Source organism: Klebsiella sp. 10 (assembly GCF_018223925.1).
GTDB classification, from domain to species: domain Bacteria; phylum Pseudomonadota; class Gammaproteobacteria; order Enterobacterales; family Enterobacteriaceae; genus Klebsiella; species Klebsiella pneumoniae.
Window position 1 is genome coordinate 357453 of record NZ_JAGRRB010000005.1, and the last position, 19832, is coordinate 377284.

Consider the following 19832-nt stretch of genomic DNA (forward strand, 5'->3'; position numbering starts at 1 on the left):
AAAACCCTCTCCGCCTGGCGAAGAGGGCTGCTGCTGTTAACCTATTTACAACGTAATCGTCAGCGTATTACCCTCGGCGCTCACCACCACGCCCAGTTCGCTACCGGTCTGCGTACCGCCCTGCACGCCCGCGACCTGCGGGATATTGCGCAGACACAGCGTCCAGCCGCGGGCCTCGCCTTCGCCGCTCACAGCGATGGCGTTACCCTGGCGCCTGGCCTTCAGGGTGAAGATCGTCGAGCCGTCTGCCGCCGGAACGTCACAGCGTGCCTCGCGTCCATCCTCAAGGTGGAACAGCTGGAAGGCGGTGCCCTCAAGCCAGGCGTAATCCGGCTTCTGGTCATTGTTGCCCAGCGCCAGCAGGCTGTTGTCGCGAACGTAGACCGGCAGGCTCAGCGCATCGTGATGCTGCTTATGCCAGCGGCTACCCGGCAATTCATCGTTATGCCACAGATGCGTCCAGTGCCCTTCCGGCAGATAAAACTGCACTTCGCCGGCCTCGGAGAACACCGGCGCCACCAGGACCGAATCGCCCAGCATATACTGGCGGTCGAGATAGTCGCAGGCCGGATCGTCCGGGAACTCGAGCAGCATCGCGCGCAGCATCGGCGTGCCGCACTCGTTGGCCAGCGCCGCCTGACGATAGAGATACGGCATCATGCGGCATTTCAGCTGCGTGAAGTGGCGCACCACGTCGCAGGACTCGTCATCGTAGGCCCATGGCACCCGATAGGATTTGCTGCCGTGCAGCCGGCTGTGGCTGGAGAGCAGACCGAAGGCGCACCAGCGCTTGTAGACGTGGGCCGGCGCGGTGTTTTCGAAACCGCCGATATCGTGACTCCAGAAACCGAAGCCGGACATGCCGATCGACAGCCCGCCGCGCAGGCTTTCCGCCATCGATTCGTAGTTGGCGTAGCAGTCGCCGCCCCAGTGCACCGGGAACTGCTGCGCGCCCACCGAGGCGGAGCGGGCGAACAGCACCGCCTCCTGCTCGCCGACGGTCTCTTTCAGCACCTTCCACACCAGCTCGTTATAGATGAAGGCGTAGTGGTTGTGCATTTTCTGCGGATCGGAACCGTCAAACCACTGGACGTCGGTCGGGATACGCTCGCCGAAGTCGGTCTTGAAGCAATCGACCCCCATCGCCACCAGGCCTTTTAGTTTGTCAGCGTACCACTGGCGGGCTTCCGGATTGGTGAAGTCATAAATCGCCAGCCCCGGCTGCCACTTATCCCACTGCCACAGCGAACCGTCCGGACGCTTCAGCAGATAACCCTTCTCTTTCAGCTCTTTGAACACCGGCGAGCGCTGACCGATGTACGGGTTGATCCACACGCAGACCTTCAGCCCTTTCGCCTTCAGGCGCTTGATCATCCCTTCCGGGTCCGGGAAAGTTAGCGGATCCCATTCAAAATCGCACCACTGGAAGGCCTTCATCCAGAAGCAGTCGAAGTGGAAGACGTGCAGCGGCAGATGGCGCTCAGCCATGCCGTCGATAAAGCTATTCACCGTCGCTTCGTCATAGTTGGTGGTGAACGAGGTCGTCAGCCACAGACCAAACGACCATGCCGGCGGCAGCGCCGGGCGGCCGGTGAACTGCGTATAGCGGTTAAGCACCGCTTTCGGCGTCGGGCCGTCGATGACGAAGTACTCGAGGTATTCGCCTTCAACGCTGAACTGGACTTTAGAGACTTTCTCCGAGCCCACCTCGAAGGAGACGCGCTGCGGATGGTTGACCAGCACGCCGTAGCCGCGGTTGGTCAGATAGAACGGGATATTTTTGTAGGATTGCTCGGTGCTGGTGCCGCCGTCCTCGTTCCAGGTTTCTACCGTCTGGCCGTTGCGCACCAGGGCGGTAAAGCGCTCGCCGAGGCCGTATACGGTTTCGCCGACGCCGAGGTCGAGGCGCTCAAACATGTAGTTGCGCTGGGTCTTACTATCCTGCACGTAGCCGTTGTTTTTTAGCTGGCTACCAGTGATACGCACGCCGTCGCGCAGAAAATCCAGCCCCCAGAATTCGCCTTTAGTCACCCGCACACTGAGGCTGCCGCTTTTCAGCTCGGCGAACCCGGCCGTATTTTCTATTTCGACATGGACGTCTTTCTGCACGTTCAGCGGATAGTGCGGGCCGTTATCCAGCGCGCCCTGGAAGTGCGCCATGCGCACGCCGATTATCCCTTCCTGAGGCGAGAAAAAGCGCAGGGTGAACAATGGCGTATCCAGCTGCCAGGCGCGTTCGCGGACATCGCGCGGCGCGGCATAGACCACCATTTCATTCCCCTGCTGCTCCACCTCGTAAACCTGTACGGGTTGGATCAGGTTGAGCCCTGGTTGAATGAGCCAGTTTCCATCACTGATTTTCATTAAAACGTCCTCTTAGTTTTGCCATTCTTTGTCGATCGGGGCGGCGGTGAAATCTTGTTCGTTGCGACGCGCGCCCTCGGCCAGCTCGGCCATCATTTTTTTCAGAAACGGCGTTTTCAGCGTGTAGTAGCGTTTGGCGATCACCGCGCTCAGCAGGTAGCACACCGCCGGAACGAGGGTGAACAAGGCGATAATGATGGTGAGGGTGGCGCTGTTCTGGGTTTTAGCGGCGGCGTCATAGCCGCCGCCGGCCAGCATCCAGCCGATCAGCGCGCCGCCCAGCGCCAGCCCTAACTTGAGCACAAACAGGGTACCGGCGAAGCTGATGCCGGTCAGGCGTTTGCCGTTACACCATTCGCCGTAGTCGACGGTGTCGGACATCATTACCCACTGGATTGGCGTCACCAGCTGGTGCAGTACGCCAATGACGAAGATAAAGACAAACATGGTGATTTCGGCGTCCATCGGTACGAAGAACATCGCCACGCTGAGCACCGCCAGGAGGGCGTTGGTCCACCAGAAGACGCTGACTTTGCATTTCCAGTCGGTCAGCGGTTTCGCCAGCGCCGAGCCAATCAGGTTGCCGACGCAGTAGGTCGTGAGGAAGGCGGTGAACAGCGCCGCCGAGCCCATGATCCAGGTGGTGTAATACATCATCGCGCCGCCGCGAACGCAGACCGCGAGGATATTGAGGATGGTGAGCACGCCGACCACCCGCCACTGGTCATTGCGCCAGATATCGCGCAGGTCTTCACGCATCGAGGTACTGCTCGGCGGCGCTTCGACACGCTCTTTGGTGGTAAAGAAGCAGAAGGCCAGCATCAGGAAGGCAATCACCGACAGCACCGCGATGCCCCCCTGGAAGCCGAGCGCTTTGTCTTCGCCGCCGATAAAGTTGACCAGCGGCATCATCAGCACGGTGGAGAGCATGCCCCCCGCCGTCGCCAGCACGAAGCGCCAGGACTGCAGCGAAATGCGCTGCGTCGGGTTGTCGGTGATCACGCCGCCCAGCGCGCAGTAAGGGATATTCACCACGGTGTAGAGCAGGGTCAGCAGCGTGTAGGTCACGGCGGCGTAGATCAGCTTGCCGTTGTGGCTTAAATCCGGCGAGCTGTAGGCCAGCACGCAGACGAGGCCGAACGGGATAGCGCCGAAGAGGATCCATGGGCGGAACTTACCCCAGCGGCTGCGGGTACGGTCGGCAAGCAGACCCATACACGGGTCGGAAATCGCGTCCAGCGCGCGCGCCAGCAGGAACATGGTGCCGACAAAGCCGGCGGGGATACCAAAAATATCGGTGTAAAAAAACATCATGTACAACATGACGTTATCAAAAATAATGTGGCTGGCGGCATCACCCATGCCATAACCAATTTTCTCTTTGACGGACAAAATGTGATCTTTCATATGCGCACTATTCCCTTAGCGGCACCGAGGGTTGGTACCGGTTACGGTTTTTGTAAACCTTTGCCGCACTAAGATGAATTGCGATATCTCGTTATCAGATTACGTTTCTTGTTTTCTGTGATCTTGGTAGGGAATCAGGGAGTGAAAAAGTGTAACTCACGGATTTTGTGAGGATTTGTCCAGGACTGTTCTGTAAAGTCCAGTTTTAACAGTAAAAAAGTGCGTTTAGGTATGTGGTAAACGGCTGAAAGTAGCTATAATGCGCCCCGCCTCCATGTAGCAATCGAGGCGCGGAAGATCGTCATCTCCGGTGAGGTGGCTGGACTTCAAATCCAGTTGGGGCCGCCAGCGGTCCCGGGCAGGTTCAACTCCTGTGATCTTCCGCCAGTTTGCCTCTGCTCCCCCACAGCCACGCCATACCAACCTGAGCCCCCCAAACTCATCATCCCAGCCAATCATTTTCATCCAAACCCTGCGTTATTTTGTCTCTCGCAAACCCGTTACACTGGCGCGGTGGCCGTGTGCCGTTACCAACCGAAACAGGAGAGCCATAATGACCCCCGAACTCAGACACTGTTTTTCCATTACCATCCAGGTTGATAAACCGATAATCGTCTCCCGCAGCCCGCAGACCGGTAAGCGCCAGCTGATCCCGATTGTCGGCGGCAGCGTCTCGGGTCAACTTCGCGGTCACGTATTACCCGGCGGCGTCGACAGCCAGATAATCGAACCCGACGGCACCTGCAGGCTGTCCGCCCGCTATGCCCTGCAGGTGGCGGAAGGCACGGTCTATGTGGAAAACAATGGCATCCGCCGGGTGCCGGCCCAGTATCATGACCAGCTTTTCGCCGACGATATGCGCTTTTTTAGCGATATTCCGCCAGAAGCCATCTATTTTCGCACCGTGCCCACCTTTGAGGTGGATGCTCCCGCGCTCAGCTGGCTAACCACCTCGCTGTTTATCTGCGCCGGTGGCCGGACCCAGGATGGGGTGATGCTCGACTTCTATCAGGTGGGCTGATTTTCACTTTCTGCATATAACTGTTATTGCCGTTAGCCCGTTTTTCCCCTCCCGGCAGCGGTCTACGATGGCTCCATCTTTTCATTCACCCGAATCACAGACCGGAGCAGTTATGAAAGCTATCGCCATTACTCAAGCCGCCGCTGACGGCAATAACATCCCTTCTTTAACCGAGATCGACCTGCCGATCCCCACCGCCCACGGGCGTGATCTGCTGGTCGCTGTGAAGGCTATCTCGGTCAATCCGGTAGACACCAAAGTGCGCGCCGGCTTTCAGGGTGACACGCCGCGGGTGCTGGGCTGGGACGCCGTTGGCGTGGTGCAGTCCGTCGGTGAGGAAGTGACGCTGTTCGCGCCCGGGGACGAGGTCTGGTACGCCGGCGCACTGGGCCGGGCCGGCAGCAACAGTGAATATCAGCTGGTGGATGAGCGCCTGGTGGCGCACAAACCGCGCACCCTCGATAATGCCTCCGCCGCCGCGCTGCCGCTGACGGCGATCACCGCCTGGGAGCTGCTGTTTCACCGTCTCGGCGTTGAGGAAGGCGGCAATGCGGGCGACACGCTGCTAATCGTCGGCGCGGCGGGCGGCGTGGGGTCTATCCTGACCCAGCTGGCCAGTAAACTGACCGCCATGACGGTGATCGGCACCGCCTCGCGTCCCGAGAGCCAGCAGTGGGTCCGCGAGGCGGGCGCGCACCATGTGATCGATCACAGCAAGCCGCTCGCCGACGAGCTGGCGCGCATTGGTATCACGTCGGTAACCCATGTCGCCAGCCTGACCAATACCGAGCAGCACTTCAACGCGCTGATCGACGCCCTCGCCCCGCAGGGCAAGCTGGCGCTGATTGATGACCCGGAGACCCTGGACGTGGTGCCGCTGAAAGCGAAAAGCCTGTCCCTGCACTGGGAATTTATGTTCACCCGTTCAATGTTTGAGACGGATGATATGATCGCCCAGCATCAGCTGCTCACCCGCGTGGCGGCGCTGATCGACAACCACACTATCGAAACCACCCTTGGCGAACACTACGGCGCCATCACCGCCGCCAATCTGCAGAAAGCGCATCGCCAGCTGGAAACCGGACGCGCCGTCGGCAAGATCGTGCTGGAGGGGTTTTAAGATGATATCGCTTATCGCCGTGCTCAAGGCGAAACCGGGCCAAACGGACGCCCTGCGTCAGGCCCTGCAGGCGCTGCTCCTGCCGACGAGACAGGAGCCGGGCAACCTCGACTATGCCCTGTTTCAGCTGCGCGACGCGCCGGACACCTTCTATATGCGCGAGGCGTGGCAGGGACAGGACGCCCTCGATGCCCATGTCGCGATGCCCTATTTTCAGGCGTTTATGGCGCAGATGGAGTCTCTGCTGGCTGAGCCGCTGCGGCTGGACTTTCTGACGCCGGTTGAGCCTTAGCCCACCGGCTGACGAGGGGTGGGAAAATCACGCCCCTCCGCCGCGCGGGTTTAAAAGTGGGCGGGAAGCGTGCGGGTTATCTTTTCCAGCACCCCGCGATGGACCGTAATGTAACCACCTTTGCGCAGCTCTGCCAGAATCGACATAACACGGCTGCGCGACAGGTTGGTGCGGCGCTGTATAAAGCTTAACGCATTAATTTGGCGACGATACTCCTCCGGGTAGTCCGCCAGCTCTGTTAGCAGGGTTCGCACCATCGGATAAGAATCCACCCCCACCATCTCCTGCGAACGCATGCTCAACACCATCAGCCGCTGCGCCAGAACATGGGCCATCTCCTGCCACAGGTTTTGCGCATTGAGGATCTCGACCGCGGCCTGGTGTCCTATCCAGCGTCCGCGCAAATCTGTCTCAGCAAACAGAGAGCAGTGGTGTTTTTCCGGAATACCGTTAAAGACGCCGTAACCATCGATTAATCCCAATAGCGAAGGGGCAAATATCGTTGATATCACCATGTTGTTTTCCGCATGGCATAGCGAGGCAATCCCCTCTTCGAGCAGAATTAATCCGGATTCAGCCTGGGTCGGCGGAAAACGATAATAGGTCGATCGCGGCAGCGCAAAGGGTGAGCTGGCGGGCAGGAACGCAGATAACAGGGATTCCACCGCGAATAACGGCTTTGTCTGTCTTCCGTAATAAAAAGACGGTAACGCCTGGTCGGTAGAGGGGCTGGCTGCAGGTATCGACATGGTTTTTATGCCATCAGGTCAGGTTGAAAAAGTGATTCGTTGAGAATCATAGTATCAACAGGTGAAATAACGAATAAAAGACAAGACGTTACGGGGATAAAAAGAGTGTAAGCATCATTATCTGCAATAACTATTTATCTCTATTCTACAGGAATAAATAATACTATATGCCGTAAATACCTATAAGGCTTAGCGGCGATAAAGATAAGGCCATCTTATTATTTACTGCGCTGGTTAACGCCGCGCCTGAGAGTTTCTCTACCGCTTTCCCCCTCGCATCTCGGCCAGTCCAGGCTACGCTTATCGATGCCACTGACCACCCGCATTCCCCTCCCGTTCTATTGAGTCCATTCATCAAGAAGAGGTTTCGCTATGCTGATCAACGCTATTGGTACCTACTCCGCCAGCCAGCCGCTGGAATCAATGGCCATCACCCGCCGCGACCCGGGGCCGCAGGATGTACAGATCGCCATCGCTTACTGCGGCGTCTGCCACTCCGATCTCCACCAGGCGCGATCGGAATGGGCGGGAACGCTGTATCCCTGCGTGCCGGGGCATGAAATTGTGGGTCGGGTGACCGCGGTCGGCAACGCCGTCTCGCGCTACGCCGTCGGCGATCTGGTGGGCGTCGGCTGTATGGTCGATAGCTGTCAACAGTGCGAAGAGTGCGCTGAGGGGCTGGAAAACTACTGCGACCACATGGTGCTGACCTATAACGGGCCGACCCAGGACGCGCCGGGACACACGCTTGGCGGTTATTCACAGCAGATAGTGGTCAATGAACGCTACGTGCTGCGGATAACCCATCCCGAAGCGCAGCTGGCCGCCGTCGCGCCGCTGCTGTGCGCTGGGATCACGACATACTCGCCGCTGCGCCACTGGCACGTCGGGCCGGGTAAAAAAGTCGGCGTGGTCGGCATCGGCGGCCTGGGGCATATGGGGATCAAGTTGGCCCATGCCATGGGGGCCCACGTGGTGGCCTTTACCACCTCCGAATCCAAGCGTAATGCGGCCAGAGCGCTGGGCGCCGATGATGTGGTGGTGTCGCGCAACGACGACGAGATGGCGGCCCACGTCAAAAGCTTCGACTTCATCCTCAACACCGTGGCGGCGCCGCACAATCTCGATGCCTTCACCACGCTACTGAAACGCGATGGTACCATGACGCTGGTTGGCGCCCCGGCCACGCCGCATCCGTCGCCGGAAGTGTTCAATCTGATCTTCCGCCGCCGGTCAATTGCCGGCTCGATGATCGGCGGTATTCCGGAAACTCAGGAGATGCTCGACTTCTGCGCCGAACACGGCATCGTCGCCGATATCGAATTGATCCGCGGCGATGAGATCAACGAAGCCTGGGAAAGAATGGTCAAGGGTGACGTGAAATACCGCTTCGTGATCGACAGTGCGACCCTCGCCGGCTAAGCGCCGCGACGAAAGGTACGCCGCCATTCCGTCGGGCTGACGCCAAAGCGCGCTTTAAACTGCTGGCGCCAGGTGACCGCTGAAAGATAGCCCACCGCCTCCGCCACCTGCTCGACCGGCAGATCGCCCGCCTCAAGCAGAGTCTGGCTGCGGCGCAGACGTTCGGCGGTCAGCCAGTCGGTAATGCTCATCCCGGTTGCCCGGGCGAAGTGGCGGGTCAGGGTACGGCGGCTCATCGCCACCACCCGGGCCAGCGAATCGAGACTGTGCGGCTCGGCAATATGCTGCTGCAGATAATCCAGCAGGCAGTTGATTCGCGCATCGCGGGTGTTTTTCGGCACCGGCTGGGCGATAAACTGCGCCTGGCCGCCCTCGCGGTGCGGCGAAACAATCATCCGCCGGGCGATCTGGTTGGCCGCGAGGCTGCCGAAACGCTGGCGGATGATGTAGAGGCAACAGTCCAGCGCCGCCGCGGTGCCCGCCGAAGTAATGATCCGCTGGTCGTCGACGTACAGGGCGTTGATATCCAGCTGCACCTGCGGAAACCGGCGCTGGAAATCCTGCTCGAACTCCCAGTGAGTCGCCGCTCGCCTGCCATCCAGCAGCCCGGCGTAGCCGAGGACGAACGCGCCGAGGCACAGGCCGACAATCTCCGCGCCGTTATCCCGGGCCCGCACCAGGCTATCAAGCAGCGCCTGCGGCGGACGTCGATCGACCTCGCCCCAGTAAGGCACCACCACGATATCCGCCTGTTCCAGCGCGGCATAATCGCCGGTGGCGTACAGCGCAAAACCATCGCGGGCGCGCAGCAGCCCCGGCCGCTCGGCGCAAATGTGCAGATTAAAGCGTTTGATTTCCGAAACCGAATCGCCAAACAGCATGCAGGGGACGGCGTAGTGAAACGGGCTAAAGCCCTCTACGGCGACAATCGCCACGTCGGTGAGTTTCATCGTCCCTTCCCCTTACGCATGTTAATAAACGACGGTTTCTCCATCCTGCGGGATAGAAACCACATCGGCAATCTGATTATCCAGCGCATACTGGCGCATCTCTTCCCGACTCACCAGGCAGTGGTTGACCGCCTCGAGGTGGATAGCCATGATTTTCGCTTCCGGCAGGGTGAAGTGCACGTTCAGGAGATCTTCCTTGCCCATGATAATCGGGCCAAAGCCGATGACGTGGGCGTAGCCGGCGTTGAGGACCACCACGTCCGGGCGCAGCTTCAGCAGGTCGGCTGCAATGTCATCGCGCCAGATAGTATCCCCCACCAGCCACAGCGTCTTCTCCTGCGGATGGCGAAACACCACGCCGCAGGCCTCGCCCAGGCGTTCAGCCATCGCCGGCACCGCGTAGGTGCGGTCGCTGCCATGCTGCCCGGAGGTGGTTTTCAGCAGACGCACGCCGGCAAATTCGCTGTCTGCCGACAGCAGGCGCAGATCCTGAAATCCCTGGCTGCGCAGCAGCGCGGCGTCGGCCTCATGCTGGACGAACACCGGCAGGGTTTTCGGGATCGCGGCGATCGCCGCCGCGTCCCAGTGATCGTCATGGGTGTGGGTGACGATCACCGCATCAACATCGACAATTTTATCGCGGGAAAACGGCAGCTCAACCAGCGGATTGCGCAATTCGCTGCGCGCGGTGCCCGGAAAACCCGGCCAGGCGCCTTTGTCCGCCAGCATCGGATCGATGAGAAATCTTTTCCCGGCGTAGTGAATAATCTGGGTCGCATTACGGATGTGGGTGATGTTCATGTTGGCATTCCTCTGGGGTCATCTGACGAACATCGTACTGAGTCCCCGCCTGGCTCAACAGGGGCGTTTGGGCAATGATCGATGAAATCGGGCCAACCTGCGGCGGTTGCCATCCGCCTCCGGCTATGTTGTTCTTAAGGCTCAATTTTTGACAGGAGTGGCAGGATGAAAAAGAAACTGACCGCCGCCGATATGCACGACCCGCAGGTCATCGCCGAGACGCCGTGGTTCAGCATGCGTAAGGTGGGTATTGATGTCGCCCCCGGCGAGCGCCGCGACTTTTATTCCATTCATTACCCGCGCCCGGCGGTGGGGATTGTGGCCATCCAGGATGAGAAAGTGCTGCTGATTCGCCACTACCGCTACCTGATCGATAAGGTGGTGTGGGCGATCCCCTCTGGCGGCGTCGATGAAGGGGAAGACCCGGCGGTCGCCGCGCTGCGCGAGCTGCGGGAAGAGACCGGCTGGCAGGCGCAACGCGTTGAGGAGATCATTCGCTTTAACCCCTCCTACGGCAGCAGCGATCAGCTGTTTATCACCTGGCTGGCCACCGGTTTACGCTGGGTGGGGATGGATGCAGATCAGGATGAGGTGATGGAGACCGGCTGGTTTACCTTCGACGAGATAAACCAGCTGATCGCCCGCGGCGAGATGCCGGACGGGCTGTCGCTGGTGCCGCTGCTGCAGCTGATGGCGCAGCGGCGAAGCGGCTCGCTTACGGCTTAAGCATCCGCCAGCGGAACCACAGCTGGGCCACGAGGATCAGCACGCCGCCGATAATCTTCTGCAGCGGCAGCTGTTCGCCGTACCACAGCGCGGCGGCAATGACCGTCAGCAGCGGTTCGAGCACCATGATGATCGCCGCGCTGGCCACCGCCGCGTACTTCTGCCCCTTCATCTGCAGACCGAAGCGCAGGCTGGTAGCGATGACAATGCTGGCCACCAACCAGCCGAGAGTCGGCAGGGTCATCGGCTGGTCCCAGCGTTCAACGGCAGCGGAGATGGTCAACCCGACGATACCGGTGATCGCCAGCTGCACGGTGGTCAGGGGGATCAGCGGTACTTCACGCGCGCAGCGGCTGGTGTAACAGAACCAGATCGACTGCACCAGCGCCGTCAGCAAAAACCAGCCCTGGCTGGGGTGGAAGGCTATCGGCATATGCAGACTGAGCAGCCCCAGGCCTACCACCGCGATCGGCAGGCACTCCCACCAGGCGCGAGGCGGGCGCACCTTCATCATCACCCATGCGGTCAGCGGGACGAACATCATCGACAGGCTCATGATAAACGCCCCTTCGCCGAGCGACGCCGTCGTGGAGACCGAATAGATCCACAGGCAGAGGTTGAGCGCAAACCAGAGTCCGCTGATGATGAGTTTTGGCCAGTGCTGCTTTTGCGGGCGAAAACCGCGGCAGAACGGCAGCAGAAGCAGCGCGGCGAAGAAAAAACGCAGCCCAAGAAACGCGAACACCGGCATGCCGGCGATCGCCTCGCGGGAAAATATCCAGCCGCAGGCGGCAATCACCGTCGCGGCAATCAGCAGCAGGTCAGCCTGCCGTTGGCGTACCATACGCGCCTCTCCCTGTGTGTTGGCTTACCAGCCAGGCACCGCGCCGCCGTTGAAGATAGTCTCTGCCGCCTTCGCCACCTCCGGCGACTGGTACGACTGCATAAACTCCTTCACGTTTTGCGCGTCTTTATTGTCTTCCCGGGTCACGATGATGTTCACGTAGGGCGAGTTTTTATCTTCGATAAAGATGCCGTCACGAACCGGCGACAGCCCGGTTTGCTGCAGGTAGGTGGTGCTGATGATAGCCACGTCGACTTTGGGATCGTCGAGTACGCGCGGCAGTTGCGCCCCTTCCAGCTCCATGATCTTCAGGTTATGCGGGTTGTCGGTGATATCCACCGCCGTCGGCAGCAGGCCGGTCCCGGCTTTGAGGGTAATCAGCTTCTCTTTTTGCAGCAGCAGTAGCGCCCGCCCGAGGTTGGTCGGATCGTTGGGGATAGCGATCGTCGCGCCGTCTTTCAGTTCGGCGACTGACTTGATCTTGCGCGAATAGCCGGCCATCGGGAAGACGAAGGTATTCCCGACCGCCACCAGATGATAATTATGCGCTTTGTTGTCCTGCTCAAGGAAAGGCCGATGCTGGAAGACGTTGGCGTCCAGATCCCCGGCGTTGGTCGATTCGTTAGGCAGCAGCGAGCCGCTGAATCCCACCAGCTCGACCTCCAGACCGTACTTCTCTTTGGCCACCTTCTTCGCCACTTCCGCTACATCCTGCTCGGCGCCGTTAATCACACCGACCTTAATGTGCTTCGCTTCATTACCCTTTTGGTCGCAGCCGACCAGCGCCAGACCCGCCAGCATTACCGCGGCGGCGGCCCGTAAACGTAATCTCATCCTCTTCACCCTGTCTGTCCTGACTGTCATTGTTTTTTTCGTGCAAAACTATAGCGACTTTCGGGTCGGGTAATAAACAGCAAACCACGCAACTGGAAATAAAATCATCTTCGCGAAACGCGAGGCGCTAGCCCCGTCGCCACTCGCCCGGCGTCACGCCATAGCGCATTTTGAAGCGCTTCGAGAAGGACGCCAGCGACTGAAAGCCGCAGCGTTCGGCAATGACCTCGAGGTTGGTCTGACGCTCCAGGCGCAGCAGCCGGGCGGCCAGCGCCATTCGCAACTGCGACAGCCACGCCTGCGGCGTCAGGTGATAGACGCGGGCAAAATGACGGGCAAAGGTGGCCCGCGACAGAAAGGCACGGGCGGCCATACTCTCCAGCGTCCACGGTTGCTCCGGGGTCGCCATCACCGCCAGCACCGCCGGCATCAGGCGTTCATCGCTCATCAGACGCAGCAGTCCGCCGGGCGGCTGCTGCTCGCCAAGCAGCATGCGCAGCAGGAGCACCAGCAGCGTATCGCCGAGGCTGCGCACGATAGCGCTGCCGCCGGGACGCTGCGCCAGGCTCTCGCGCACCAGTATATTAAGCAGCGCGTCCAGCTCCGGGCAGTCTTCACGCGCATCGGTATGGAGATGGATCAGCGTCGATGCTTCACTGAACAGCCAGCTGACGTGCGGACCAAAATAGAATTCGCCGCACAGCATCTCCAGCGCCCCCTCCGCCGGGCCGGCGCGCATTTCCGTCACCGTGCCGTTAAACCGGTGCGCCACCGGCAGCACCTGGCCCCACTCCACCAGACTCTCCATCAGATGCGGCGAACCGTGCGGCAGGAGGACGACATCTCCCGCGCGCAGGTGATGAGTCTGGCCGCCGACGTTGAGCCGCCCCTCGCCGCGCAGCACCACGTGCCAGGGCACCACGCCGCTGCGCATTTGCTGGTGCCCGGCCTGCCAGCGGCCGCCGAAGCGACAGTGCAGGTTCACTTCGCAGCGCGGCGCCAGCAGCGCCAGCAGATGACTGAGACTGTCCATGCTTCTCCTGAGACGATAAGACAAAAAGGTGAGACGAAGACCGCCAGTCTAGCATGCGGCAAGCGCCTAAGATGACCCCATTGCCAACACACCCTCGATAACAACAGGAGTTAACCATGAGCCGTTTAGCAGATATCCGTGAACAAGACGCCACCGGCAAAGCCGCCGATATTTTCGCCGGGATCAAAAAAGCGATGGGCAAAGTGCCGAACGCCTATCTCACCATCGGCGGCCACTCGCCGGCGGCGCTGCAGCAGGCGCTGGCGCACAATGCGATGCTCCATAAAGGCAGCCTCAGCGCCCAACAGCTGGAAGCGATTAACCTGTCGGTCAGCGAAGCCACCGGCTGTGACTACTGTCTGGCCGCGCATACCCTGATGGCGAAAAAAGCCGGCTTCAGCAGCGAACAAATCCACGCCCTGCGCCGCGGGGAGTATGCGGAAGAGGCGCAGCTTGATGCGCTGGTGAAATTCGCGCAGACCCTGGTGACCACCACCGGTACGCTGCCGGAAGCCGACGTCGCCGCGCTGCGCAACGCCGGTTTTAGCGACCAGCAGGTGATTGAGATTATCAGCGCCGTCAGCGCCATCCTGTTCACCAACATGGTGAACCGGGTTAACGACACGGTGGTCGACTTCCCGAAAGCCGATTAATCCGTTGCGCCGCGCCGGTTTTACAGCCCCAGATCGCTAAGCCCCGGATGATCGTCCGGGCGGCGCCCCTGGGGCCAGTGGAACAGGCGCTCGCTTTCGGCGATCGGCAGGTCGTTGATGCAGGCGTAGCGCGTCTGCATCAGTCCGTGCTTATCAAACTCCCAGTTCTCATTGCCATACGAGCGAAACCAGTTGCCGCTGTCGTCGCACCACTCATAGGCGAAGCGCACGGCAATGCGATTCTCCTGCCATGCCCACAGCTCCTTAATCAGCCGGTATTGCTGCTCCTTGCGCCATTTTCGCTGCAGGAACTCAACAATTTGCCCCCTGCCGTGGACAAATTCGCTGCGGTTGCGCCATTCGCTATCGACGGTGTAGGCCAGAGCGACTTTTTCGGCATCGCGACTGTTCCAGCCATCTTCCGCGGCGCGGACCTTCTGGATAGCGCTGTCGCGGGTAAACGGCGGTAACGGGGGACGTTGTTCGGTCATACTTACTCTCCTTTGCGGGCTAATTGCTGCTGCAGGCGCTGATTCTCCTGCTCCAGGTCATGAATACGTTGCTGCAGGTTCTGGCTGTACTCCGCCACCTGCTGCGCGCTGTAGCGCGGCGTAATGTGCTGCGGGCAGTTCCAGTCAAACGCCTGCAAATGAAAAAGAAACAGACGTTCAATGCGGGCGCGATAGTTGGCCGGCGCCACCTGCGCCAGCAGCTGCGGGTGGTCCTCTGCCGCCAGGACCTCGACGGTGGCGTAGATTTTCAGCCTGGCACGGCGCGGATAATCCATCAAAAACAGGCAGGCCCGGTCGCTGCCGCGCAGATTGCCGGTAGTAATGTACTGGCGGTTACCGCCGAAATCGGCCATCGCCAGGGTGATGTCATCCAGCAGATGCAGAAACCCCGGCGGGCCGCCGCGATGCTGAATGTAGGGCCAGCCGCTCTGCGACACCGTCGCCAGATAAAAGCTGTCGCGGGTGGCGATCATCCCCGCTTCGCTGTCGCCGAAGCGGTCGGCCTGGCGGCGACTGCGCGGCGTTTGCCACAGCGAGTCGCTGCCCATTTCATGCTGCACATCCATCACGTCCGGGGTGATAGCGATATCGAGAAAGGTTGCTGCCATAGCGCCTCCTGTTGTCTGGCGCCATCATGGACTGTACTGTGAAGAATGATAATACGGGTAAAGTGGCAATCATCTTTCCGCAAAACGGGAGAATAATGGATCGATTCAACGCGATGGCGCTGCTGGTGAAAGTGACCGAGCTGGGGAGCATGTCGGCGGCGGCGCGGGCGCTGAATATGCCGTTGACCACCGTCAGCCGCCATATTGGCGAACTGGAGAGCGCGCTGGGCGTACGCCTGCTGGCGCGAACCACCCGCAAACTGACGCTCACCGACGCCGGGGTCGATTATGTTGCCGCCGCCCGGCGGATCCTTGAGGAGGTGGAAAACGCCGAACGCCAGGCGACGGGCGAATATCAGGAACCGAAGGGCGAGCTGGTGATCTCCGCGCCGACGATGTTTGGACGCCAGCACGTTCTTCCGGTAATCAGTGAATTTATCGCCCGCTACCCGCTAATTCGCGTCCGTTTGCTGCTCAGCGATCGCAATGCCGACCTGGTGAGCGACCATGTCGATCTGGCGGTGCGGATTGGCGACCTGGCGGACAGCAGCATGGTGGCCACCCGCCTCGGCACCATGCGGATTGTGGCCTGCGCCCATCCGGCGCTGCTGGCGAAATACGGCGAGCCGCAGCGGCCGCGCGATCTGGCGGCGCTGCCGATCATCCGCATTGAATCGCCGATGCCCTATCGCGGCTGGCGCTTTCGCGCCGCTGAGCGCGAGGACCAGCTGATTAACCTGCCGCCGGTGCTATCCGTCACCACGCCAGAGAGCGCCGCCGATGCCGCGCGGCTGGGGGTGGGGGTGGCCCGCTTACTGCATTATCAGGCGCTGGATGGCCTGCGCCACAGGGAGCTCCGTCTGCTGCTGGAAAACGTCGAGCCGGATCCGGCGCCGGTCCATTTGCTGTATACCGCTCGGGATCTGGCGCCGCTTAAGCTGCGCAAATTTATCGATTTTGCCGCACCGGCGCTGCGTCAGGCACTGCTGCGCATCGCCGGGGCCGCTTAATGCGTCGCGGTCTTCAGCGGCGCCTCCTTTAACAGCCATGAGAGGACAAACGCCACCGCCATAATGCCGGCCGCCATCAGAAACGCCGCGTGGATCGCCGCGCCGAAGGCGTCGAGGTAGTCGAGGCGGATATCCGCGGGCAGGTGCTGGACCGCCACCGGATTCATTCCCGGCGGCAGCACCTCGCCTTCCGGCAGCAGTTGTTGCAGGTTGCTCTGCAGAACGTGCGTGAACACCGCGCCAAACAGCGCCACGCCGATGGAGCCGCCAATCGAGCGGAACAGGGTCACGCCGGAGGTGGCGACGCCGTACATCTGCGCCGGCATCGCATTCTGCACCGCCAGGACCAGCACCTGCATCACCAGCCCCAGACCCGCTCCCAGCACGCCGGTAAACAGGTACAGCTGCCACAGCGGCGAGTGAATGGTAATGCGGGTCAGCAGTACCATGCCGGTCACGCCGAGCAGGGTGCCGAGGATCGGAAACAGGCGATATTTACCGGTACGGCTGATAATCCGCCCGCTGATAATCGAGGTCAGCAGCAGGCCGCCCATCAGAGGGATCAGCTGCAGCCCGGCTTCGGTGGGCGTCGCCTCCTTCACCACCTGCAGATAGAGCGGCAGGAAGGTGACTGACCCGAACAGCGACATGCCGATGACGAAGCCGATCAGGCTACACAGCAGAAAGCTGCGGTTACGGAACAGACCCAACGGGATAATCGGTTCAAACGCCAGCCGTTCTTCATAAATGAAGCCGGCGATACCGATCAGGCCGAAGGCCAGAATGCACCATAGCTGCGGATCGCTCCATGGACGAACGGTACCCCCCTCCGAGGTAAACAGAATAATGCACAGCAGCGCCATGCTGAGGTAGATGGCTCCCAGCCAGTCAATCTGATGCTGGCTGCGTTTATTGCTGCTGTGGAATACCGCGCCGATCACCAACAGCGCGAAGAGGCCCAGCGGCAGGTTGATATAGAAGATCCAGCGCCAGGAGGCATGCTGCACGAGGAAGCCGCCGATCAGCGGGCCAATCACCGTCGCGAGGCCGAAGACACCGCCGAACAGCCCCTGGTAGCGCCCGCGGTTGGCGGGCGGGATGACGTCGGCGACCGCCGCCATGCTGATCACCATCAGGCCGCCGCCGCCGAGCCCCTGCAGGCCACGCATCAATACCAGCTGGGTCATATTCTGCGCCAGACCGCAGAGCGCGGAGCCGACGAGAAACAGTCCAATCGCCACCTGCAGCACAATTTTGCGACCAAACAGATCGCCAAATTTCCCGTACAGCGGCACCGCAATGGTGGAGCTGAGGATATAGGCCGTGACCACCCAGGAAAGCTTGTCCAGCCCGCCCAGTTCGCCGACAATCGTCGGCAGCGCGGTGGAGACAATGGTCTGATCCAGCGCCGAAAGCAGCATCACCAGCAGCAATGCGCTAAATAGCAGACGTATCGACTGCACCGGTGGGTTTGCGACTTCAGTAGTCATCACAACGCTCGCTTGAAATTAATTAAATGCATAATTAATATTTAGTGAAAGAATGAGTCGGGTCAAGAGATCGCCATATCATGACAGCACAAAAGGATCAGGATGCCCCCCGCCGCCCAGGGCGGCCACGCGGTAAAAAACCGGGTACTGCCAACCGCGAACAGCTGATGGACATCGCCCTGACGCTGTTTGCCCGCGACGGTGCGGCCCGCGTGTCGTTGAACGCCATCGCCAAAGAGGCCGGGGTAACGCCGGCGATGCTGCATTACTATTTCAGTTCGCGGGATGCGCTGGTGACCCAGTTGATTGAGGAGCGCTTTATGCCGCTGCGCAATCACATCAGCCGCATCTTTGTCGATCATCCACAGGACCCGGTGCTGGCGCTGACGATGATGGTCGAAACGCTGGGGCATATGGCGGAGAAAAACGCCTGGTTCGCGCCGCTGTGGATGCAGGAGATCATCGGCGAGATGCCGATTCTGCGCCAGCATATGGATGCCCGCTTCGGCGAGGAGCGTTTTCAGGTGATGCTGGGGACGGTGCGTCGCTGGCAGCAGGAAGGCAAGATCAATCCGGCGCTGGCGCCGGAGCTGCTGTTTACCACGGTAATTAGCCTGGTGCTGGTGCCATTTTCACGCATCCACAGCGATCCGCGTTTACAGGCGGTCAACCGTCAGACCATCGTCAGCCACGCGCTGGCGTTGATGGGCCACGGCGTCGGGGGTTAAGCGCAGCCGCCGCCCGGCAAATGCTTTTGTAGCCCGGATAAGGCGCCACGCGCCGCCATCCGGGATTTTCCCTGCTCGCGCTACGCTTAGCAGGGCTACAACTTCTATGTTAATTCCCGGCAGATTGCGCTCCCGGTTGATCTTCTGCGTTATGTCTCTTATGCCGCAGGGAGCGCACAGGGGGCGGCCAGTCGCCGCCGCCCCCTGTACCCCCGGGCTCCGGCCAGCAAAATCGCCGCTACGCGGTCCCTTCGACTTATCCCTGCAGGCTTCGGGTCGGGCCGAGGCAGCGTCCCTGCAAAACACGGCCCTCAGCCCGCATCCATGCGGGCTGCCCCGGCCTTCCGGGAACGTCTCAGCGATTTTGAGGCCGCCAGCACCGGCAGTTTCAGTCGCGCATGTGGTTAAAATAACAATAGGTCGCACGAACCGTAGGCCGGATAAGGCATTTATGCCGCCATCCGGCACAACCACAGGTACGGTACCTGACCGCCCGGGGATACCAGGATCGTTACAGCGCCTTCGACAAATAGTGGCGCTGCATGCCTGCGTGCGGGAAGTCGGGCAGCGACATCTGCAGCTGATAGCCTAATTTCTGATAAAACGGCAGCGCCTGGAAGCTAAAGGTATCCACCAGCAGATGGCTGCAGCCTTGCGCCTGCGCCTGCTGTTCCGCCTCCTGCATCAGCTCGCTCCCCAGCCCGCGCCCGCGCGTCGTCTCGCTAACCCACAGATACTCAATGCACAGCCAGTTGCCCTTGCGTTTAGCAATCAGCCCGCCCTGCATTACCCCTTGCGCATCGCGCGAGTAAATCCCCAGATCGCCAAACTGCGCCGCATCGAGATACTGCTGATTATACTGCCGCAGACCGGCAAACAGTTCTTGTTGATCGTCGGGATTAATGCTTTTTGTAATGATTAGTGTCATTAACTATCTCCAGTATCGCGCTGCCGAATGGTTATTTTCCCTCTCCACTTTCACAAAATATTCTTATTTTCTCCATGATTATTTGCCTTAATTTTTTGCGTTCTAAAAGTAAGCAAAAAAACCTTTCCATTATCGCGACGGATCGTATAATGGGGAAAAATGAGAATGATCATTCTCACCACAAAACCAGAGGAGATGCGCTTTTCACCTCCTGAAGACCGAAGAGGTTGGCTTCAGCGGAGACACAATAACAATCACGTTCAGGAACATCTGTGTTCCTTTTTTGTCATTTTCGCTCACCCGAAAATGCCTCAGCGCCCAACCTATTCCCTCGTTTTTA

22 protein-coding genes and 1 tRNA gene are annotated in these 19832 nt (G+C 60.2%); 10 read left to right on the forward strand and 13 right to left on the reverse strand.

Annotated features, from left to right (window positions below; genetic code table 11):
• Positions 1 to 45: 45 nt before the first annotated feature.
• Together yicI and KHQ26_RS07560 are read right to left on the reverse strand one after the other, a co-directional pair.
• Complete coding sequence (gene yicI, locus KHQ26_RS07555) at positions 46 to 2364, reverse strand: alpha-xylosidase (RefSeq protein WP_020803792.1); 2319 nt, start codon at positions 2362 to 2364, stop codon at positions 46 to 48.
• A gap of 12 nt (positions 2365 to 2376) precedes the next feature.
• Positions 2377 to 3771, reverse strand: a complete 1395-nt coding sequence (locus KHQ26_RS07560; RefSeq protein ID WP_002922962.1) for a glycoside-pentoside-hexuronide family transporter — start codon at positions 3769 to 3771, stop codon at positions 2377 to 2379.
• A 292-nt stretch (positions 3772 to 4063) separates the two neighbouring features.
• Here KHQ26_RS07560 and KHQ26_RS07565 point away from each other — a divergent pair.
• The 4 genes from KHQ26_RS07565 (at position 4064) to KHQ26_RS07580 (ending at position 6204) form a co-directional block, all read left to right on the forward strand.
• Positions 4064 to 4158 (forward strand) — tRNA-Sec (locus KHQ26_RS07565).
• Positions 4159 to 4324: 166 nt separating this feature from the next.
• Positions 4325 to 4792 carry a DUF3237 domain-containing protein gene (locus KHQ26_RS07570; protein WP_002922963.1) on the forward strand — a complete coding sequence of 156 codons (468 nt, stop codon included), beginning with the start codon at positions 4325 to 4327 and terminating at the stop codon, positions 4790 to 4792.
• Between the two features lie 112 nt (positions 4793 to 4904).
• A complete protein-coding gene (locus KHQ26_RS07575) occupies positions 4905 to 5912 on the forward strand; it encodes a zinc-binding alcohol dehydrogenase family protein (RefSeq protein WP_020803801.1) in 1008 nt (335 codons plus the stop codon).
• Between the two features lies 1 nt (position 5913).
• A complete protein-coding gene (locus KHQ26_RS07580; RefSeq protein ID WP_004889187.1) occupies positions 5914 to 6204 on the forward strand; it encodes a putative quinol monooxygenase in 291 nt (96 codons plus the stop codon).
• A gap of 50 nt (positions 6205 to 6254) precedes the next feature.
• On the opposite strand, the gene KHQ26_RS07585 is transcribed toward KHQ26_RS07580, so the two are convergent.
• Positions 6255 to 6953, reverse strand: coding sequence for a winged helix-turn-helix transcriptional regulator (locus KHQ26_RS07585; protein WP_020803796.1), 699 nt, complete (start codon positions 6951 to 6953; stop codon positions 6255 to 6257).
• 372 nt (positions 6954 to 7325) lie between these two features.
• On the opposite strand from KHQ26_RS07585, the gene KHQ26_RS07590 reads away from it, so the two are divergent.
• Positions 7326 to 8375, forward strand: a complete 1050-nt coding sequence (locus tag KHQ26_RS07590) for an NAD(P)-dependent alcohol dehydrogenase (protein WP_004901462.1) — start codon at positions 7326 to 7328, stop codon at positions 8373 to 8375.
• Here the strand turns inward: KHQ26_RS07590 and KHQ26_RS07595 are convergent.
• Positions 8372 to 9325 (reverse strand): GlxA family transcriptional regulator, encoded by a 954-nt coding sequence (locus KHQ26_RS07595; RefSeq protein ID WP_004145010.1) that lies wholly within the window; start codon positions 9323 to 9325, stop codon positions 8372 to 8374. The two genes, KHQ26_RS07590 and KHQ26_RS07595, sit on opposite strands and share 4 nt — an antisense overlap.
• A 21-nt stretch (positions 9326 to 9346) precedes the next feature.
• The gene (locus tag KHQ26_RS07600; protein ID WP_004173886.1) at positions 9347 to 10126 is read right to left on the reverse strand and encodes an MBL fold metallo-hydrolase; all 780 of its coding nucleotides are present in this window, start codon (positions 10124 to 10126) and stop codon (positions 9347 to 9349) included.
• A 165-nt stretch (positions 10127 to 10291) separates the two neighbouring features.
• Here KHQ26_RS07600 and KHQ26_RS07605 point away from each other — a divergent pair, with 165 nt between their 5' ends.
• Positions 10292 to 10852 (forward strand): NUDIX domain-containing protein, encoded by a 561-nt coding sequence (locus KHQ26_RS07605; protein WP_009308807.1) that lies wholly within the window; start codon positions 10292 to 10294, stop codon positions 10850 to 10852.
• On the opposite strand, the gene KHQ26_RS07610 is transcribed toward KHQ26_RS07605, so the two are convergent.
• The 3 genes from KHQ26_RS07610 to KHQ26_RS07620 form a co-directional block, all read right to left on the reverse strand.
• Positions 10842 to 11696, reverse strand: coding sequence for a DMT family transporter (locus KHQ26_RS07610; RefSeq protein WP_002922972.1), 855 nt, complete (start codon positions 11694 to 11696; stop codon positions 10842 to 10844). The two genes, KHQ26_RS07605 and KHQ26_RS07610, sit on opposite strands and share 11 nt — an antisense overlap.
• A 24-nt stretch (positions 11697 to 11720) precedes the next feature.
• Entirely contained in the window at positions 11721 to 12530 is an 810-nt protein-coding gene (gene nlpA / locus KHQ26_RS07615) for a lipoprotein NlpA (protein WP_004173884.1), read from the reverse strand.
• A 127-nt stretch (positions 12531 to 12657) separates the two neighbouring features.
• The gene (locus tag KHQ26_RS07620; protein ID WP_004150236.1) at positions 12658 to 13563 is read right to left on the reverse strand and encodes an AraC family transcriptional regulator; all 906 of its coding nucleotides are present in this window, start codon (positions 13561 to 13563) and stop codon (positions 12658 to 12660) included.
• 116 nt (positions 13564 to 13679) lie between these two features.
• Between KHQ26_RS07620 and KHQ26_RS07625 the strand changes: the two genes are divergently transcribed.
• A complete protein-coding gene (locus KHQ26_RS07625) occupies positions 13680 to 14216 on the forward strand; it encodes a carboxymuconolactone decarboxylase family protein (protein WP_008806790.1) in 537 nt (178 codons plus the stop codon).
• A 20-nt stretch (positions 14217 to 14236) separates the two neighbouring features.
• Here KHQ26_RS07625 and KHQ26_RS07630 read toward each other — a convergent pair whose 3' ends face one another.
• Together KHQ26_RS07630 and KHQ26_RS07635 are read right to left on the reverse strand one after the other, a co-directional pair.
• Complete coding sequence (locus KHQ26_RS07630) at positions 14237 to 14707, reverse strand: DUF1348 family protein (RefSeq protein ID WP_004173883.1); 471 nt, start codon at positions 14705 to 14707, stop codon at positions 14237 to 14239.
• Between the two features lie 2 nt (positions 14708 to 14709).
• A complete protein-coding gene (locus tag KHQ26_RS07635) occupies positions 14710 to 15336 on the reverse strand; it encodes a pyridoxamine 5'-phosphate oxidase family protein (RefSeq protein WP_020803789.1) in 627 nt (208 codons plus the stop codon).
• Positions 15337 to 15374: 38 nt separating this feature from the next.
• Between KHQ26_RS07635 and KHQ26_RS07640 the strand changes: the two genes are divergently transcribed.
• Positions 15375 to 16346 carry a LysR family transcriptional regulator gene (locus KHQ26_RS07640; protein WP_074185512.1) on the forward strand — a complete coding sequence of 324 codons (972 nt, stop codon included), beginning with the start codon at positions 15375 to 15377 and terminating at the stop codon, positions 16344 to 16346.
• Here the strand turns inward: KHQ26_RS07640 and KHQ26_RS07645 are convergent.
• Positions 16343 to 17836: an MDR family MFS transporter gene (locus KHQ26_RS07645; protein ID WP_020803788.1), complete on the reverse strand. Its 1494-nt coding sequence runs from the start codon at positions 17834 to 17836 to the stop codon at positions 16343 to 16345. The genes KHQ26_RS07640 and KHQ26_RS07645 overlap by 4 nt on opposite strands.
• 80 nt (positions 17837 to 17916) lie before the next feature.
• On the opposite strand from KHQ26_RS07645, the gene KHQ26_RS07650 reads away from it, so the two are divergent.
• Entirely contained in the window at positions 17917 to 18564 is a 648-nt protein-coding gene (locus KHQ26_RS07650; RefSeq protein WP_004186218.1) for a TetR/AcrR family transcriptional regulator, read from the forward strand.
• A 511-nt stretch (positions 18565 to 19075) separates the two neighbouring features.
• On the opposite strand, the gene KHQ26_RS07655 is transcribed toward KHQ26_RS07650, so the two are convergent.
• Positions 19076 to 19492, reverse strand: a complete 417-nt coding sequence (locus KHQ26_RS07655; protein WP_004173879.1) for a GNAT family N-acetyltransferase — start codon at positions 19490 to 19492, stop codon at positions 19076 to 19078.
• Between KHQ26_RS07655 and KHQ26_RS07660 the strand changes: the two genes are divergently transcribed.
• Positions 19467 to 19583, forward strand: coding sequence for a hypothetical protein (locus KHQ26_RS07660; RefSeq protein ID WP_014343452.1), 117 nt, complete (start codon positions 19467 to 19469; stop codon positions 19581 to 19583). The two genes, KHQ26_RS07655 and KHQ26_RS07660, sit on opposite strands and share 26 nt — an antisense overlap.
• Here KHQ26_RS07660 and KHQ26_RS07665 read toward each other — a convergent pair.
• A complete protein-coding gene (locus KHQ26_RS07665) occupies positions 19543 to 19665 on the reverse strand; it encodes a hypothetical protein (protein ID WP_004150240.1) in 123 nt (40 codons plus the stop codon). The two genes, KHQ26_RS07660 and KHQ26_RS07665, sit on opposite strands and share 41 nt — an antisense overlap.
• Positions 19666 to 19832 lie beyond the last annotated feature (167 nt).

Coding starts and splice junctions, on each gene's coding strand:
- KHQ26_RS07645 (WP_020803788.1), bottom strand. CDS start 17,836: ATGACTACTGAAGTCGCAAACCCACCGGTGCAGTCGATACGTCTGCTA.
- KHQ26_RS07595 (WP_004145010.1), bottom strand. CDS start 9,325: ATGAAACTCACCGACGTGGCGATTGTCGCCGTAGAGGGCTTTAGCCCG.
- KHQ26_RS07665 (WP_004150240.1), bottom strand. CDS start 19,665: ATGATCATTCTCATTTTTCCCCATTATACGATCCGTCGCGATAATGGA.
- KHQ26_RS07560 (WP_002922962.1), bottom strand. CDS start 3,771: ATGAAAGATCACATTTTGTCCGTCAAAGAGAAAATTGGTTATGGCATG.
- KHQ26_RS07570 (WP_002922963.1), top strand. CDS start 4,325: ATGACCCCCGAACTCAGACACTGTTTTTCCATTACCATCCAGGTTGAT.
- KHQ26_RS07650 (WP_004186218.1), top strand. CDS start 17,917: ATGACAGCACAAAAGGATCAGGATGCCCCCCGCCGCCCAGGGCGGCCA.
- KHQ26_RS07590 (WP_004901462.1), top strand. CDS start 7,326: ATGCTGATCAACGCTATTGGTACCTACTCCGCCAGCCAGCCGCTGGAA.
- KHQ26_RS07630 (WP_004173883.1), bottom strand. CDS start 14,707: ATGACCGAACAACGTCCCCCGTTACCGCCGTTTACCCGCGACAGCGCT.
- KHQ26_RS07585 (WP_020803796.1), bottom strand. CDS start 6,953: ATGTCGATACCTGCAGCCAGCCCCTCTACCGACCAGGCGTTACCGTCT.
- KHQ26_RS07575 (WP_020803801.1), top strand. CDS start 4,905: ATGAAAGCTATCGCCATTACTCAAGCCGCCGCTGACGGCAATAACATC.
- KHQ26_RS07605 (WP_009308807.1), top strand. CDS start 10,292: ATGAAAAAGAAACTGACCGCCGCCGATATGCACGACCCGCAGGTCATC.
- nlpA (WP_004173884.1), bottom strand. CDS start 12,530: ATGAGATTACGTTTACGGGCCGCCGCCGCGGTAATGCTGGCGGGTCTG.
- KHQ26_RS07625 (WP_008806790.1), top strand. CDS start 13,680: ATGAGCCGTTTAGCAGATATCCGTGAACAAGACGCCACCGGCAAAGCC.
- KHQ26_RS07655 (WP_004173879.1), bottom strand. CDS start 19,492: ATGACACTAATCATTACAAAAAGCATTAATCCCGACGATCAACAAGAA.
- KHQ26_RS07660 (WP_014343452.1), top strand. CDS start 19,467: ATGCTTTTTGTAATGATTAGTGTCATTAACTATCTCCAGTATCGCGCT.
- KHQ26_RS07610 (WP_002922972.1), bottom strand. CDS start 11,696: ATGGTACGCCAACGGCAGGCTGACCTGCTGCTGATTGCCGCGACGGTG.
- KHQ26_RS07580 (WP_004889187.1), top strand. CDS start 5,914: ATGATATCGCTTATCGCCGTGCTCAAGGCGAAACCGGGCCAAACGGAC.
- KHQ26_RS07600 (WP_004173886.1), bottom strand. CDS start 10,126: ATGAACATCACCCACATCCGTAATGCGACCCAGATTATTCACTACGCC.
- KHQ26_RS07620 (WP_004150236.1), bottom strand. CDS start 13,563: ATGGACAGTCTCAGTCATCTGCTGGCGCTGCTGGCGCCGCGCTGCGAA.
- KHQ26_RS07635 (WP_020803789.1), bottom strand. CDS start 15,336: ATGGCAGCAACCTTTCTCGATATCGCTATCACCCCGGACGTGATGGAT.
- yicI (WP_020803792.1), bottom strand. CDS start 2,364: ATGAAAATCAGTGATGGAAACTGGCTCATTCAACCAGGGCTCAACCTG.